Here is a 14,865-nt window from a genome sequence, read left to right on the forward strand (position 1 = left end):
GGGCCGGGGCGGTGATCCGGCATCGGCGTGTGCGGGCCGGTGGCAGTCCGGCGGCGGTGCGTGCCGGCCACCGGTGGTGCCGGCCGGCGCGGGGACCGGGGACGGGCTCGCGGTCCGGGGACGTGGGCCACCTGGCCGGTGACCGGCCGCCGGGTCCGGCGGTGCGCGCGCCTCAGCCGTCGTCGGTGCGGCGTGCCGTGCGCCCGGATATCTGGACCCGGTCGATCCGGCCGGTGGCGGGATCGCGGTGGAAGCGGCCGCCGGGTTCGAGGCGGCCGGTGGCCGGGTCGACCAGGTCGCACGTGAGGTCGGCGTAGCAGACCAGCGGGAGGGCCAGGTCGCCGTCTACGGACAGGGCCGGCGTGCCGTCCGGCCCGGGTGCGACGCGGTACGTCGTGGTGCCGTTGCGGTAGCTGCCCAGGCACTCGGGCAGGGCCACGGGCCGGCCCCGGTCCGTGTCCTGGGCGGCGGCGGGCACCCGGACGCCGGTGAGCCCGGCCAGTTCGCCGGTGAGGTCGCGCCAGAGGGCGGTGGCGCTCGCGGCGTTGCCCGTGAAGGCGACCACCATCCCGCTCTCCGGGTCGGCCCGCAGGTGGCAGGAGGTGCCCTGGGCGTTGCCGTCGTGGCCGCACCACACGCGGTCGTCCTGCCGGTACAGGGCGAGACCGGGGCCCCAGCCGTCGGCCAGTGCGCCGGGGCGGGCGGCGGTCTCGGGGCGGCGCATCTCCTTGGTGACGGCGGGCGGCAGGACGTCGGAGCGTCCGATCAGCGCGTTGCCGAGCGCGGCCAGGTCGAGGGCGCTCGCCAGCAGAGCACCGGCCGGTGCCTCCAGCGGTGCCAGGGTCTGCCGGGCCGGACGGGGCCGACCTGTCGCGGTGTTGACCGCGTGGCCGGCGGCGACGGCACGGCGCGGCGCGCTGTCGCCGATGAACGCGGGTACCGTGCCGAGCGGTTCGAGGAGCAGTGCGCTCACCGCCTCGTGCCACGGCATGCCGGTGACGGTCTCGGCCAGGCGGCCGGCGGCGACGTAGCCGGCGTTGGAGTAGGAGAAGTCGGTGCCCGGGGCGAACAGCAGGTCGCGGGCGGTGCAGACGGCCGCGAGGCAGCGGGCGGCGGTGGTCCCGGCGGCGGTGTCGGAGTCGGGCCCGGTGGGCAGACCGCCGGTGTGGCTGAGCAGCTGGCGGATCGTCACCCCGGGCGTGTCTCTCAGTTCCGGGAGCTGCCCGGCGGCGGACTCGTCCAGGTCGAGGTCGCCGTCGTCGGCCAGCAGCATGACGAGGGCGGCGGTGTAGGGCTTGGTGAGCGACCCCAGGGGGACGGCCGTGTCCGGGGTGAAGGGCGTGCCGGTCGCCGCGTCGGCGAGGCCGGTGTGCACGGCTATGAGGTCGGTGCCGGTGTCCAGGACGAGCTGGGCGCCGGGTACCCGGTGGGTCCGGGCGAGCGTGTCGAGGCGGTCCTGGAGCTCCGCCCTTAACAGCGAGGGCGTCCAGGAGGCGGCCGGGGCGGTAGGGATGGAGTACGGCATGAGAAGGGGACTCCCGTTGGGTGGGTCTCATGTGCGGGTGTGCCGGTGCGGCCCTGGAGAGCTGAGCGGGGGCCGGCCGGGAATGCGTGCGTGCTCGGGTTACGGCCTGCTGACCTCGACGGGCAGATGCCGTACGCCGATGATGACGGCCGGGTTCTGGAAGACGATGTCCTCGTGGGAGGGGACCGTCAGGATGCGGAATCGTTCATGCAACATGTGAAGAGCGATCCGCGCTTCCAGCCGGGCCAGGGGCGCGCCGAAACAGAAGTGGATGCCGTGCCCGAAGGTCAGATGCGGGTTGGGGTTCCGCGTCAGGTCGAGGACGTCGGGGTCGTCGAAGCGGGCGGGGTCCCGGTTCGCGGCCCCGAGGTGGGTCATCAGCAGGGCGCCCGCCGGGATCTCCTGACCGCCGAGGGCGACCGGGCGGGTGACCCGGCGGCCCAGCTCCGGGAAGGGGGGCAGCCAGCGCAGCACCTCCTCGACGGCGGCCGGGATCCCCGCGGGATCGGCGCGCAGCGCGGCGTCCGTGCCGGGGTGCAGGTCGAAGGTGACGACGGCGTTGCCGAGCAGCGCGGTGGTGGTGATGTGCCCGGCGACGAGCAGGAGGGCCACGAATCCGACCATCTCCTGGTCGGCGAGGCGGACGCCGTCGACCTCGGCGGCGATGAGCCTGCTGGTGAGGTCGTCCCCGGGGGCGGCACGGCGGGCGCGGATGTGGTCCAGCATGTAGCCGTTCATCTCGCGCACCGTGGGGGCGATGGCCTCCAGGGCGCGTTCCAGGTCGGCCATGTCGGGGGCTTCGCCGAGCTGGTCGCCGCCGAACAGGACGCTCGCCCACTCCTGGAAGAGCCGGTGTTCCTCGGCGGGGATGCCGAGCAGTTCGGCGATCACGATGATGGGGAGCGGATAGGCCAGCGCGTCGACCAGGTCGAAGCGGTCCCGGTCCGCTACGGCGTCCAGCAGTCGCGCGCAGACGGCCTCGATGCGGGGCCCGAGCCCCTGCACGACCCGCGGGGTGAACGCCTGGCTCACCAGGGTGCGCAGCTTGCGGTGTTCCGGGGGGTCCATGCCGACGAAGTTGCCCTGCCGGAAGGTCTCGAAGTCGGCCTGGGTGGGGGCGAGGGAGGAGAAGTCCGAGGAGTACGTCGCCGAATCGGCGAGCACGGTGGCGACGCTCGCGTGGTCGAGGACCTGCCACACCCCCTGCGCCTCGTCGTAGCGCACCGGCCCCTTCTCGCGTAAGCCCCGCCAGCGGTCGGGTAACACCTCCAACAGGAGCTGCTCGCCCGTCGGTTGCTTACCTATCACCTTGTCTCCTTGGTAGCGGCGTGCGCGGCACGGAGGAGTCGCGCGGACAGGGGTGGTACGGGAGGCCGACGACACGAGGGCGGGGCGGTCCGGGCGCGGCTCGGCCACTACCACTGGAACGTGTTCCCGGCGGGAGGAGCGCGTGACCCGCGTGGCTTCCTCGTGCGCGGCCGGGCGGCCGGCCGCCGTCGGACCGGTGCCGGGACGGACCTCAGGTCCTCAGCAGGTCCGGTGCGGGACACCGTGGCTTCGCGGCCGGCCACGGCCCCGCGGCGAATACCGGCGTGCGGCAGACCAACCCGACATGACTCATCCCCCTCGGCGATACCTCCCGCGCGCCAAGCGCACGGGCCCTACCGGCTCGTGTACGGGCAGCGGAGCACCCGGCTCCGACTGCCCGAAACGCGGTGTGAGAATACGCAGCTTCAGCCCATGCCGCCCCATGATTGGCATGATCCGCGCTCCACATCACCTTCGTTTCGATGGAACTCGGCCACAGTCTTCACGGTGAGTCACCCGTAAGCAACCCCCTGAAGTTGAACGGAGAGTGATCATGCGATGCAATCACGTCACCGTTCGGCGGCTTCGGCGGGGCCCCGCCGCAGTACACACTGCGGCCGGATCGCCGCTGCCGCGTGTGCCCCCGTCACCCTCCCGCAAACCCCGCACGCCGGAAAAAGATGCCGCTGGACCCACACCCGGGCTCCTGCGGGGCCGGCGCGCTCACCGCGCGGGAACTCGGGCCCACCGCCGGGCGGTTGGCCGGACCTGCCCCCTGATCTGGGACGACGATTCGGCCGGTGGAAGAGGCCCGGACCGGCACCCGGGCCGGGACCGGAACACGACACCGCCGGCTCCGGCCGGCCACCGGCGCGATCCGGCCGCACCGGCGCGCCCCCGCCGCCCGGCACCGGTCGGCCCCCGGCGCGCCCGGCCCGGTCGCGGCCCCGCCGAAAGGAATCAGCCATTGAGGCGCGGCAGGGGCGCACACTCCCGCCACGTACACCACCTCGTGCTCCTGCCGCGGCGGCCCACGCCCCCCGCCCGGCGTCCCCGGCGTCGGGGGAAGGGAACACGCCGTGCCGCGTGCTGGACACGGGTGCCGGACCCGGGTGCCGGCCGTGCGCGTCGCCGCGCCGGGCTCGCGCTGGCGGCCAGGAGCCGCCCGAGGCCGCCCGGCGCGTCGCCTCCGCGGACGTGGCCGTTTCCCGCCGCCGGCCCGTCCGTCGCGCCCGCCCGCGCCTCACCCGGTCGCGCCCAGGCATGGGAAGCGGCCTCGCGGGGTATGCGGAGCCATCCGCCTTCGGGGGCGCGTTCCCGGGTACACCCGGACGCTCACCGTGCGCGGGGCGCCGCCGCGAGGGACTCTGGTCCCCGGGATGCGACGCGCGGCCGTACGAGGAGGTGGTCGGCGTGTCCGACGGGCCGGAACCGGAACGGGTGCGGGCGGCCGACGGGCCGTCGGCCGGCCGGCCGGTGCTGTCGCTCGCGCTGGCCACGATGCTGGAGGAGATGCACGCGCACTCCGGCGCGGTGTATCTGCTCCGGCCCGACGAGCCGGTCCTGGAGATGGCCGTGATGGCCGGCATGCCACGGGCGTTCGCGGCGCCCTGGGAACGGGTCGGGCTGAGCGCGCCGATCCCGGTCGCGGACGCGGTGCGCGAGCGGCGGCTGGTGTGGGTGGGCGGCGAGGATCAGATGGCCCGCCGCTATCCCCGGATCTCAGTGGTGCTGCCGTACCCGTTCGCGCTGGCCGCGGCACCCCTGGCGACCCGGCGCGCGGTGTACGGCGCGGTGTTCGTGACCTGGCCGGGCGCGCATCCGCCGGAGCTGTCGGACTGGGAGCGGGACCGGCTGACGGAAGCCTGCGACCGGCTGGCGCTGCGGCTGGAGGGGGCCGCGGAGGAGAACAGTCCGCTGGGCCATGAGCCGGACGTGCTCGCGGCGCCGTTCTCGGTCGTGGCGGGCACGCTGGGCTCGGTGGAGGCGGCGCGGATGGTGTCCCGGCTCCCGTACGGGCTGGTGTCGCTGGATCTGCACGGCCGGATCGGGTTCGTGAACACGGCCGCCACCGAACTGCTCGGCAGACCGGCCGGGGAGCTGCTCGGCACACTGCCCTGGGTGTCGGTGCCCTGGCTGAAGGACCCGGTGTACGAGGACCGGTACCGGGCGGCACTGCTCAGCCAGCAGGTGACGTCGTTCGTGGCGCTGCGCCCGCCGGGCGACTGGCTGTCCTTCCGGCTCTATCCGAGCACGAACGGGCTGAGCGTGCGCATCAGCCGGGCCCGGGCGGTGGCGGAGCTGGCCCGCGCCGCTCCGCAGGCGGACCCGGGCCCGTCCCGGCTGGTGACGATCTCCCAGCTGCTGAGTCTGGCGGGCGCGCTGACCGAGGCGGTGGGGGTGCAGGACGTGGTGCAGCTGGTCTGGGACGAAGTGGCCCCGGCCGTCGGCAGCCGGGCCCTGGCGCTCCTGCGGGCACAGGGCGGCCGGCTGCACGTGCTGGGGCACCGCGGCTACCCGGACCCGCGCGTCGCGGAGCGGTCCGGCAGGCTGCCGCTGTCCGGGCGGGCCCCGGAGACGCAGGCGCTGAACAGCGGGGTACCGGCGTTCTTCGCGTCCCGGGAGGAACTGGAGCGGCTGTATCCGGACCGCCACGGGACCCCGGACGGCTTCGCTGCCTGGGCGTACCTGCCGCTGATCGCGTCCGGCCGGCCGGTCGGCACCTGTGTGCTGGCCTACGCCGAAGCGCACGCCTTCCCCGCCGACGAGCGGGCGGTGCTGACCTCGCTCGGCGGGCTGATCGCACAGGCCCTGGAGCGCGCCCTGCTCTACGACGCCAAGCTCCGGCTGGCACACGGCCTCCAGCAGGCCCTGCTGCCGAGTTCGCTGACGCCACCGCCCGGCATCGAGGCGGCGGCGCGCTATCTTCCGGCCACGCACGGCATGGACATCGGCGGCGACTTCTACGACCTGGTGCCGACCCGGCCGCTGGCGGCGGCGGTGATCGGGGACGTACAGGGGCACAACGTGACCGCGGCCGGCCTGATGGGGCAGATCCGCACGGGGGTCCGGGCGTTCACCACGGTGGGGCAGGCGCCGCACGAGGTGATGAGCAGCACCAACCGGCTGCTGATCGACCTCGGCACGGAACTGTTCGCCAGCTGTCTGTACCTGCGGCTCGATCCGGCGCGCGGGCGGGCCGTCATGGCGCGGGCGGGCCATCCGCCGCCGCTGCTGAGACGGCCGGACGGGCGGGTACGGGTGCTGGACCTGGCCGGCGGGCCGCTGCTGGGGATCGAAGCGTCCGCGGTGTACCCGACGACCGAGGTGTCCCTGGCTCCCGGTTCGGTGCTCGTCCTGTACACCGACGGTCTGGTGGAGTCCCCGGGTGTCGACATCGAGGACGCGCTGGCCGGCCTGGGCGGGCTGCTCGCCGAGACCGGCGACCGGCCGCTGGAGGATCTCGCGGACGAGGTGGTCCGGCACAGTGCGGCGGCACGGGAGCGGGTGGACGACGTGGCGGTGCTGCTGCTGCGGGCACGTGACGACCGCTGACGCGTACGGCCGTGGTCCGGCCCTCCCGCCGGAGGGCCGGACCGCTCCCCGCCGGCCGGAGCCGTGGGTGGAGCCGGGCGGGGAGTCAGGGGGCCGCCGGTCCGCTCAGCGCGTGCCGGTCAGGGACGTCGCCCCGTGGCCGGCCGTACCGGCACCCCCGCCGGCCGCGTGACCGGCACCGGACGCGTCACCCGCGCCTGCCTGGTCACCGGCGCCGGAGCCGGCACCGGACTGGTCGCCCGCACCGGACTGGTCGCCCGCACCCGCACCGGACTGGTCACCGGCACCGGCACCCGACTGATCGCCCGCACCCGCACCGGACTGGTCACCGGCACCGGCACCCGACTGGTCACCGGCACCCGCACCTGACTGATCGCCGGCACCGGCACCCGACTGGTCACCCGCACCCGCACCCGACTGATCGCCGGCACCCGCACCGGACTGGTCACCCGCACCCGCGCCCGCCTGGTCCCCCGCTCCGTTGCCGCCGTTGCCGCCGTTGCCGAGGGTGGCGCCGGTGGCCTGGAGGGCGGCGGTGACGGGCTGGAAGAAGGTCTCGCCGCCGCTGGTGCAGTCGCCGCTGCCGCCGGAGGTGAGTCCGACGGCGCTGCCGTCCTGGGTGAACAGGGAGCCACCGCTGTCGCCCGCTTCGGCGCAGACGTCCGTCTGGATCAGTCCGGTGACGGTGTCGACGCCGTTGGGGTCGGTCTCGCTCTGGAAGTTGACGGTGGCGTCCAGGCCGGTGACCGTGCCGTCGTGCAGCCCGGTGGTGGAGCCCATCCGGAACACGCTCTCGCCGACGGTGGCGTCGGCGGCCTGGTTGATCTGCACCGTCTGCCCGTTGCCCGTGTTGACCTCGCTGGGCGCCTGCGTGGCCGGGTCGTTGTACTTGACGAGGGAGAAGTCACCGGCGCCGGGGAAGGTGGCCTGGTCGACGGTGGCGAGGGGCTTGCCGGTCTGGGAGTCGGACCAGTCCTTGGCGGCGACACCGCAGTGACCCGCCGTCAGGAAGGCCGGACTGCCGTCGGAGGCGGTGACGTTGAAGCCCAGGGAGCAGCGGATGTTGCCGCCCTGCACCTGGGAGAAGATGGCGTCGCCGCCGGAGAGGAAGGTCTTGAAGGTACCGGAGGACCTCTTCACGGTGGCCATGCCCGAACCGAGGCCGCGCACGGTGGACCGCAGCCGGTTCCACTGGGCACCGGTGACGGTGCTGTCGGCGGTGACGAGGACCTTGTCGGTGCGCGGGTCGACGGCCCAGGAGGTGCCGGGAATGGTCGCCTTGGCCTTCAGCGTCCGTGCGGCGGCCTTGAGTTCGGCGGTGCTGTTCGCCACTTCGCGGACGACCGCACCGGCCTTCTGGGCCCGGCCGACCACGTTGTCGTCGCCGCTGACCACGTTGACGACGAGCTGCTGCTTGGCGCTGTCGTAGTACGACCCGGCGAAGGCGTCGCCGAGGATCTTCCGCACCTGGGCGCTGAGGTCCGAGGCGTCCTGGGCCTTCAGGGTCTTCGCGGTGCCGGCTGCGCTTGACGCCTGGTCGTTGTCCTGGGAGGCGTTGGCGTTGGGCAGCAGGAGGGCCGCCGCTCCGAGTGCCGCGACACCGCCCACCGCTATCGCGGCCTTGCGCTTGGGCATTCGCTTGTGACTCAACCTTCTCGACCTCCTGGGGACGGGAGTCTGCCCCTGACGGGGCAGTTGGTTCGGGGGGTGGTTACCGGGGCGCCTGGATGGTCGTAGGTACGCACCGGCCGCGCGGTGCGTTCAATTCCGTTTCCCAACGGCCTTACCGGCGCGGCGATTCGGCCACACTCCGCGGGACTTCGGCCAGGATCCGACACCAGGCCGCGAGTCGGCACACTCCGTGATCGGCCGGTGACGATCGGCGTCGAACAGGAAGCGGAATCTCCCCTTCAGGGAATCTGCACATCGAATACCCAGGCACGTCACGGGTGGCGGGGGATCTGCACATCCGCGCGCCCCCGCGGCACACCTTTGGTGCGGAGTGCCGGTTTCGCGGTCCGGCGGGCGCGGTGCCCGGTGCGGCGATGCCGGGCCGCATGTGAAGGAGTCGCCGACAAGCCGTGCGCACACCTGCACGGTTACGCCCGTCGGCCAGCCAAGTGCGCAGGTGAGAGCCCTGGTTGATTGGAAGCGCATCCGCCGTGCGTGCTTTGATCCAACGCACCGCGGGGGTCCGGCGGGCCCCGGAGACGGGTGCCCGGCGCCCGCGGCCGCGGCCGTCCGTCTGTCCCCAGAGGGGGCCGCTCTCCCCCTTGAGAAATACCCATACGAAGGGAAGTTCCACCATGAACTCCACCCCCCAGGTCCAGACCGCCGAGATCTCGGACGCCGAGCTGGACAACGTCTCCGGCGGCCTGTCCGTGAACGCCCTCACCACCGTGACCGGCACCGTCAACGGCATCGCCCCGGTCTCCGGCCTGGTCGACACCGTCGTCGGCACCGTCGAGGGCGTCACCGGCCTGCACACCCAGCCGGTCACCAACCTGGTCGCCGGTCTCTGACCGCACCCCGGTGTCACCGGCGTCCCGGAGCCGTCCCTCGGCTCCGGGACTCTCGGGTGCCCCGGTACACCGCCGTTCCGCTGTCTCTCCCCGGGTGAGGGAAGTCCCGTGCAGTTCCGCCAACAGGCCCTCGCCAAGCTCCAGTCACCGGAGGAGCTGGACCTTCCGGTGCGGCTCGCCCGCCCGCAGGGCTGGCTCGCGCTCGCCGTCACCGTCGTCGTCCTGGCGGCGGCCTCCGTCTGGGCGGTGACCGGTTCGGTCGCCTCCACGGTCGGCGCGCCCGCCATCCTCACGCACGGACAGGGCAGTTACCTGCTCCAGAGCCCGGTCGCCGGACAGGTGACGGCCGTCCTCGCCCGGCAGGGCCAGCGCCTGCCCGCCGGCGCACCCGTCGTGAAGGTCCGTACGGACCGGGGCGACGCGGTGGTCCGCACCGTCGCCGCCGGCCGCGTCACGACACTCGCCGCCACCATCGGCCAGATCATCCGGACCGGCAGCGGTGTCGCCGCCGTCGAACGGACCGCCCACGCCTCCGACCCGCTGTACGCGACCGTGTACGTGCCCGCGGAGAACGCCGCCGCCATCCCGGCGCACGCCCCGGTCGACCTGACCCTGTCCTCCGTACCGGCACAGCGGTACGGGGTGCTGCGCGGCGAGGTGAGGTCGGTGGACCGCGGCGCGCAGTCCGCCCAGTCCATCGCCGCGTTCCTCGGTGACAGCCAGCTCGGTGAGCAGTTCACCCGCGCCGGCCGACCGGTGGCCGTCCTGGTCGAACTGGACACCTCCCGGACCACGAGGAGCGGTTACCGGTGGTCCACCGCCGACGGCCCGCCGTTCCGGCTGGACTCCATGACCCTCGCCACCGCCTCCGTACGGCTCGCCGACCAGCACCCCGTCGATTGGCTGCTCCCGTGACCACCGCCCAGGAAACCCGCGGCCGCAGACGGGCGGCTCCCGCGAAGCGTCCGGTCCCCGCCTCCCGTACCGGCACGGTCCGCACCCCCACCGTGCTCCAGATGGAGGCCGTCGAATGCGGCGCCGCCTCCCTCGCGATGGTCCTCGGCCACTACGGCCGGCACGTCCCGCTGGAGGAACTGCGCATCGCCTGCGGTGTCTCCCGCGACGGCTCACGCGCCTCCAACCTGCTGAAGGCGGCCCGCGGTTACGGCCTGACGGCCAAGGGCATGCAGATGGACCTGGCGGCCCTCGCCGAGGTGCGGGCGCCGGCCATCCTGTTCTGGGAGTTCAACCACTACGTCGTCTACGACGGCATGGGCCGCCGCTTCGGCCGGCGCGGCGTCTACGTCAACGACCCCGCGAAGGGCCGTCGTTTCGTGCCCATGGAGGAGTTCGACAGCGGCTTCACCGGTGTGGTGCTGGTGCTGGAGCCGGGTGACGGCTTCACCCGGGGCGGGCGCCGGCCGGGCGTGCTCGGCGCCATGCCCGCCCGGCTGCGCGGCACCGCGGGCACGCTGCCCGCCGCGGTCCTGGCCAGCCTCCTGCTGGTCGCCGTCGGCGCCGCCGTCCCCGCGCTCGGCCGCACCTACATCGACACGTTCCTCATCGGCGGCCAGACCTCGCTGCTGGGCGTGCTGTTCACCTCCATGGCCGCGTGCGTCCTGCTCACCGTGGTGCTCACCTGGCTCCAGCAGGCCAACCTGCTGCACGGCCGGATCATCTCCTCCACCCTCTCCAGCGCCCGCTTCCTGCGCCATCTGCTGCGGCTGCCGGTGACGTTCTTCGCCCAGCGCTCCCCCGCCGACCTGGTGCAGCGCCTCCAGTCCAACGACCAGGTCGCCGAGACCCTGGCCCGCGATCTCGCGGCGGCGGGCGTGGACGCGGTCGTGGTCGTGCTGTACGCGGTGCTCCTGTACACCTACGACCCGCAGCTGACGTGCGTCGGCATCGGCGTGGCCCTGCTCAACGTGGTCGCCATGCGGCTGGTCGTACGGCTGCGCGCGACCCGTACGGCGAAGCTGCGCGCGGACAGCGCACGGCTCACCAACACCGCCTACACCGGGCTCCAGCTGATCGAGACGATGAAGGCGACCGGCGGCGAGGACGGGTACTTCCGCAAGTGGGCGGGGCAGCACGCCACCACCCTGGAGGAGCAGCAGCGGCTCGGCGTGCCGAGCGCCTGGCTGGGCGTGGTCGCGCCCACGCTCGCCACCGTCAACAGCGCGCTGATCCTGTGGATCGGCGGACTGCGCGCGGTCGAGGGGCACCTCTCGATCGGCCTGCTGGTCGCCTTCCAGGCGCTGGTCACGCGCTTCACCGCGCCGCTGACCCGGCTCAACGGCGTGGCGGGCCGCATCCAGGACTTCGCGGCCGACGTGGCGCGGCTGAAGGACGTGGAGAACTTCCAGGCCGACCCGCTGTACGCCCGCCCCGGCGGCGCCGACTCCACCCGCCGGCTGCACGGGCACGTCGAGCTGGAGAACATCACCTTCGGCTACAGCCCGCTGGACAAGCCGCTGCTGTCCGGCTTCGACCTGACGGTCGGCCCCGGTCGGCAGGTGGCGCTGGTCGGCGGCTCCGGCAGCGGCAAGTCCACGGTCTCCCGGCTGATCTCGGGTCTCTACACGCCGTGGGACGGGGTCATCCGCATCGACGGCCGGCGGCTGGAGGACATCCCGCGCGGAGCGCTCGCCGCCTCGGTCTCCTTCGTCGACCAGGACGTGTTCCTCTTCGAGGGCTCGGTCCGCGACAACGTGGCCCTGTGGGACCCGTCGATCCCCGACGAGGCCGTGGTGGAGGCGCTGACGGACGCGGCCCTGTACGACGTGGTGACGCGCCGGCCCGGCGGCATCCACAGCCGGGTCGAGCAGGACGGCCGGAACTTCTCCGGCGGGCAGCGCCAGCGTCTGGAGATCGCGCGGGCACTGGTGCGCCGGCCCAGCATCCTCGTGCTGGACGAGGTGACCAGCGCGCTGGACGCGGAGACCGAGCAGATCGTGATGGACAACCTGCGGCGGCGCGGCTGCGCCTGCGTGGTGATCGCGCACCGGCTGAGCACGGTCCGCGACAGTGACGAGATCGTCGTGCTCCAGCACGGCACCGTGGTGGAACGCGGGCGGCACGAGGAGCTGGTGGCGCGCGGCGGCGCGTACGCGGCACTGGTCAGGGAGCGGTGAGATGACGTCCGTGCACGAAGGCGACCTCGTCCTCGGGGCGCTCGACGCGCTGGGCACGCGGCTGGACTGCGCCGGCCTCGGCCGCCTGGACCTGGCGGGCCCGCAGGTGCTGTGGCTGGTCGCGTCCGGTGCCCTGGACCTGTTCGCGGTGGACGCCGCCGAGCAGGGCCACTGGCACCACCTCGGCCGGCTGGAGGCGGGCACGCTGCTGCTCGGCCCGGTCACCGGGCCCCAGCACACCCTGGTGGCCCGCCCGGTCCGCGACTGTGTGGTGCACCGCGTCGGTCTGCGCGAGCTGTACCAGCCGGCGCACACGCAGACCTGGTCCTACGACGCGGACGGCAACCCGCAGTACGTCCCGCCGGCGTCGAGCCCGCTGGAGTACGCGGTCGCCCTGGGCGTCGGCCGGGGCCTGTCGGTGCTGTTCCAGGCGCCGATGGCCGAGGAACGGGCCGCGGCGCCGGCGGACGACGACGTCTTCTGGATGCAGGTGCCGCCGGGCAGCGTGCAGTACGGCTCGCTGTACGGGGCCGAGGCCGCCGCCGACCTGCTGATGGACCCGGCGCTGTGGCAGAGCATGGTCGATCAGCAGTACCGGCTGCTGACCGCGCTCGACCGGTGGATCGAGCAGCTGGAGCGCACCCACGAGACCCGCGCCGCGGCCGGGATCAAGGCCGGTGAGGCCGTGCGCGCCCAGGCCGACCGGACCCTGCTGGCCTCCATCGGCGGGCACTCCTCCCGCCGTACGACCACCGCCGACACCGACGCCACCCACGCGGCGTGCAGGCTGGTCGCCGAGGCGGCCGGGATCACCCTCGCCGAGCCCGCGCGGAGCGGTGCCGGCAGTGACCGGCTGGACCCGGTGGAACGCCTCGCGCTGGCGTCCCGGGTGCGCACCCGGGCGGTCCGCCTGGACGGGCGCTGGTGGCGGGAGGACGTGGGCCCGCTGGTCGGCCACCGGGCGTTGTCCGGGGCGCCGGTCGCCCTGCTGTGGCGGCGCGGCGGCTATGTGGCCGTCCACCCCGGGACGGGGCGCGAGACGCCGGTGGAGAAGGCGAACGCGGCGGAGTTCGAACCGCGCGCGGTGATGTTCTACCGGCCGCTGCCCGACCGGCGGCTCGGGCCGCTCGGGCTGCTGCGGTTCAGCCTGCGCGGTACCCGGGGCGACCTGCTCCGGCTGCTCCTCGCCGGGCTGGTGACGGTGGCGATCGGGGCGCTGGTGCCGATCGCGACCGGCAAGGTGCTCGGCGAGTACGTGCCCGAGGCCCGGACGGGGCTGATCGTGCAGGTGTCCTTGGCGGTCATGGTCAGCGGCGTCGTCGCTGCGGCGTTCACGCTGCTGGAGAACCTGTCCATCCTGCGGCTGGAGGGCCGTATCGAGGCGGCGCTCCAGCCGGCCGTCTGGGACCGGCTGCTGCGGCTGCCCACCCGCTTCTTCACCCAGCGCTCCACGGGCGAACTGGCCAGCGCGGCCATGGGCATCAGCGCGGTGCGGCGGATGCTCGCGGGCGTCGGCCCGGTGGTCGCCCAGTCGGTGACGGTCGGCGCGATGAACCTCGGCCTCCTCCTCTGGTACAGCGTGCCGATGGCGATGGCCGCGCTCGGCATGCTCGTCGTCATCGCGGCGGTGTTCCTCGGGCTCGGGCTGTGGCAGGTGCGCTGGCAGCGGCGGCTCGTGGTGCTCGGCAACAAGCTGAACAACCAGGCGTTCCAGACCCTGCGCGGCCTGCCCAAGCTGCGCGTCGCGGCGGCCGAGAACTACGCGTACGCGGCGTGGGCGCGGGAGTTCGCCCGCAGCCGGGAACTCCAGCAGCGGGCCGGCCGGATCAAGAACATCACCACGGTCCTCGGCGCCGTGTACCTTCCGGTCTGCACGCTGCTGATGTTCATGCTGCTGGCCGGCCCGGCGAAGGGCGCCATGTCGGCGGCGGACTTCCTGGCCTTCAACACCTCGGTCACCATGCTGCTGACCTCGGTGACCCAGCTGACCGGCGCGTTCGTGTCGGCGGTGGCGGCGCTGCCGCTGTTCGAGGAGATCAAGCCGGTGCTGGAGGCCACGCCCGAGGTGCGCACGGCGAGCACCCGCCCGGGCCCGCTGTCCGGCGCGCTGGAGGCCCGCAGGCTGTCGTTCCGGTACGCCGACGACGGACCGCTCGTCCTGGACGACGTGTCCTTCGCCGTACGGCCGGGCGAGTTCGTCGCGGTCGTCGGGCCGAGCGGCTGCGGCAAGTCCACGCTGCTGCGCCTGCTCATCGGCTTCGACCGGCCGGTCTCGGGCAGCGTCCTGTACGACGGCCAGGATCTCGCGGCCCTCGACCAGTCCGCGGTGCGCCGCCAGTGCGGTGTGGTCCTCCAGCACGCGCAGCCGTTCAGCGGTTCCATCCTGGACGTCATCTGCGGCACCGGGCCGTACACGCCGGAGGAGGCGATGGCGGCGGCCGAACTGGCGGGGCTCGCGGAGGACATCCAGCGGATGCCGATGGGGCTGCACACGATCGTCGCGGGCAACGGCGCGATCTCCGGCGGACAGCGGCAGCGCCTGATGATCGCGCAGGCCCTCGTCCGGCGCCCGCGGATCCTCTTCTTCGACGAGGCGACCAGCGCCCTGGACAACGACACCCAGCGCATCGTCATCGACAGCACCCGCAAGCTGAACGCCACCCGGATCGTCATCGCCCACCGCCTGTCGACCGTCCTGGACGCCGACCGGGTGATCGTGATGGAGGACGGCAAGGTCGTCCAGCAGGGCGCCCCGGCCGACCTCCTCGCCGACACCACGGGCCGCCTGCACGAGCTGGTGCGCCGGCAGCTGGCCTAGTCC

8 protein-coding genes are annotated in these 14,865 nt (G+C 73.7%); 5 read left to right on the plus strand and 3 right to left on the minus strand.

The window, feature by feature from the left end; genetic code table 11:
- Window positions 1–172: 172 nt before the first annotated feature.
- Together AB0F03_RS15780 and AB0F03_RS15785 are read right to left on the minus strand one after the other, a co-directional pair.
- Window positions 173–1,525, minus strand: coding sequence for a serine hydrolase domain-containing protein (locus AB0F03_RS15780; RefSeq protein ID WP_361991313.1), 1,353 nt, complete (start codon window positions 1,523–1,525; stop codon window positions 173–175).
- Between the two features lie 99 nt (window positions 1,526–1,624).
- Window positions 1,625–2,833 carry a cytochrome P450 gene (locus AB0F03_RS15785; RefSeq protein ID WP_361991316.1) on the minus strand — a complete coding sequence of 403 codons (1,209 nt, stop codon included), beginning with the start codon at window positions 2,831–2,833 and terminating at the stop codon, window positions 1,625–1,627.
- Window positions 2,834–4,246: 1,413 nt separating this feature from the next.
- On the opposite strand from AB0F03_RS15785, the gene AB0F03_RS15790 reads away from it, so the two are divergent.
- Entirely contained in the window at window positions 4,247–6,388 is a 2,142-nt protein-coding gene (locus AB0F03_RS15790) for a SpoIIE family protein phosphatase (protein ID WP_361991319.1), read from the plus strand.
- A 105-nt stretch (window positions 6,389–6,493) separates the two neighbouring features.
- On the opposite strand, the gene AB0F03_RS15795 is transcribed toward AB0F03_RS15790, so the two are convergent.
- Entirely contained in the window at window positions 6,494–8,023 is a 1,530-nt protein-coding gene (locus tag AB0F03_RS15795; RefSeq protein WP_361991530.1) for an alpha-lytic protease prodomain-containing protein, read from the minus strand.
- Window positions 8,024–8,694: 671 nt separating this feature from the next.
- On the opposite strand from AB0F03_RS15795, the gene AB0F03_RS15800 reads away from it, so the two are divergent.
- The 4 genes from AB0F03_RS15800 to AB0F03_RS15815 all read left to right on the plus strand — a co-directional run bounded on the left by AB0F03_RS15800 (window position 8,695) and on the right by AB0F03_RS15815 (window position 14,862).
- Window positions 8,695–8,910: a type A2 lantipeptide gene (locus AB0F03_RS15800; RefSeq protein ID WP_361991322.1), complete on the plus strand. Its 216-nt coding sequence runs from the start codon at window positions 8,695–8,697 to the stop codon at window positions 8,908–8,910.
- A gap of 108 nt (window positions 8,911–9,018) precedes the next feature.
- Window positions 9,019–9,825, plus strand: a complete 807-nt coding sequence (locus AB0F03_RS15805; RefSeq protein WP_361991325.1) for an HlyD family efflux transporter periplasmic adaptor subunit — start codon at window positions 9,019–9,021, stop codon at window positions 9,823–9,825.
- Entirely contained in the window at window positions 9,822–12,044 is a 2,223-nt protein-coding gene (locus AB0F03_RS15810; RefSeq protein ID WP_361991328.1) for an NHLP family bacteriocin export ABC transporter peptidase/permease/ATPase subunit, read from the plus strand. The genes AB0F03_RS15805 and AB0F03_RS15810 overlap by 4 nt, the downstream gene beginning before the upstream one ends.
- Window position 12,045: 1 nt before the next feature.
- Window positions 12,046–14,862 carry an NHLP bacteriocin export ABC transporter permease/ATPase subunit gene (locus AB0F03_RS15815; RefSeq protein WP_361991331.1) on the plus strand — a complete coding sequence of 939 codons (2,817 nt, stop codon included), beginning with the start codon at window positions 12,046–12,048 and terminating at the stop codon, window positions 14,860–14,862.
- Window positions 14,863–14,865: the final 3 nt, after the last annotated feature.

The organism is Streptomyces sp. NPDC028722, from assembly GCF_040637655.1.
Lineage (GTDB): Bacteria > Actinomycetota > Actinomycetes > Streptomycetales > Streptomycetaceae > Streptomyces.

What these genes read in the sequence shown, in the direction of transcription:
- AB0F03_RS15795 (WP_361991530.1), bottom strand. Translation starts at nt 8,023, where the DNA reads ATGCCCAAGCGCAAGGCCGCGATAGCGGTGGGCGGTGTCGCGGCACTC.
- AB0F03_RS15815 (WP_361991331.1), top strand. Translation starts at nt 12,046, where the DNA reads ATGACGTCCGTGCACGAAGGCGACCTCGTCCTCGGGGCGCTCGACGCG.
- AB0F03_RS15800 (WP_361991322.1), top strand. Translation starts at nt 8,695, where the DNA reads ATGAACTCCACCCCCCAGGTCCAGACCGCCGAGATCTCGGACGCCGAG.
- AB0F03_RS15780 (WP_361991313.1), bottom strand. Translation starts at nt 1,525, where the DNA reads ATGCCGTACTCCATCCCTACCGCCCCGGCCGCCTCCTGGACGCCCTCG.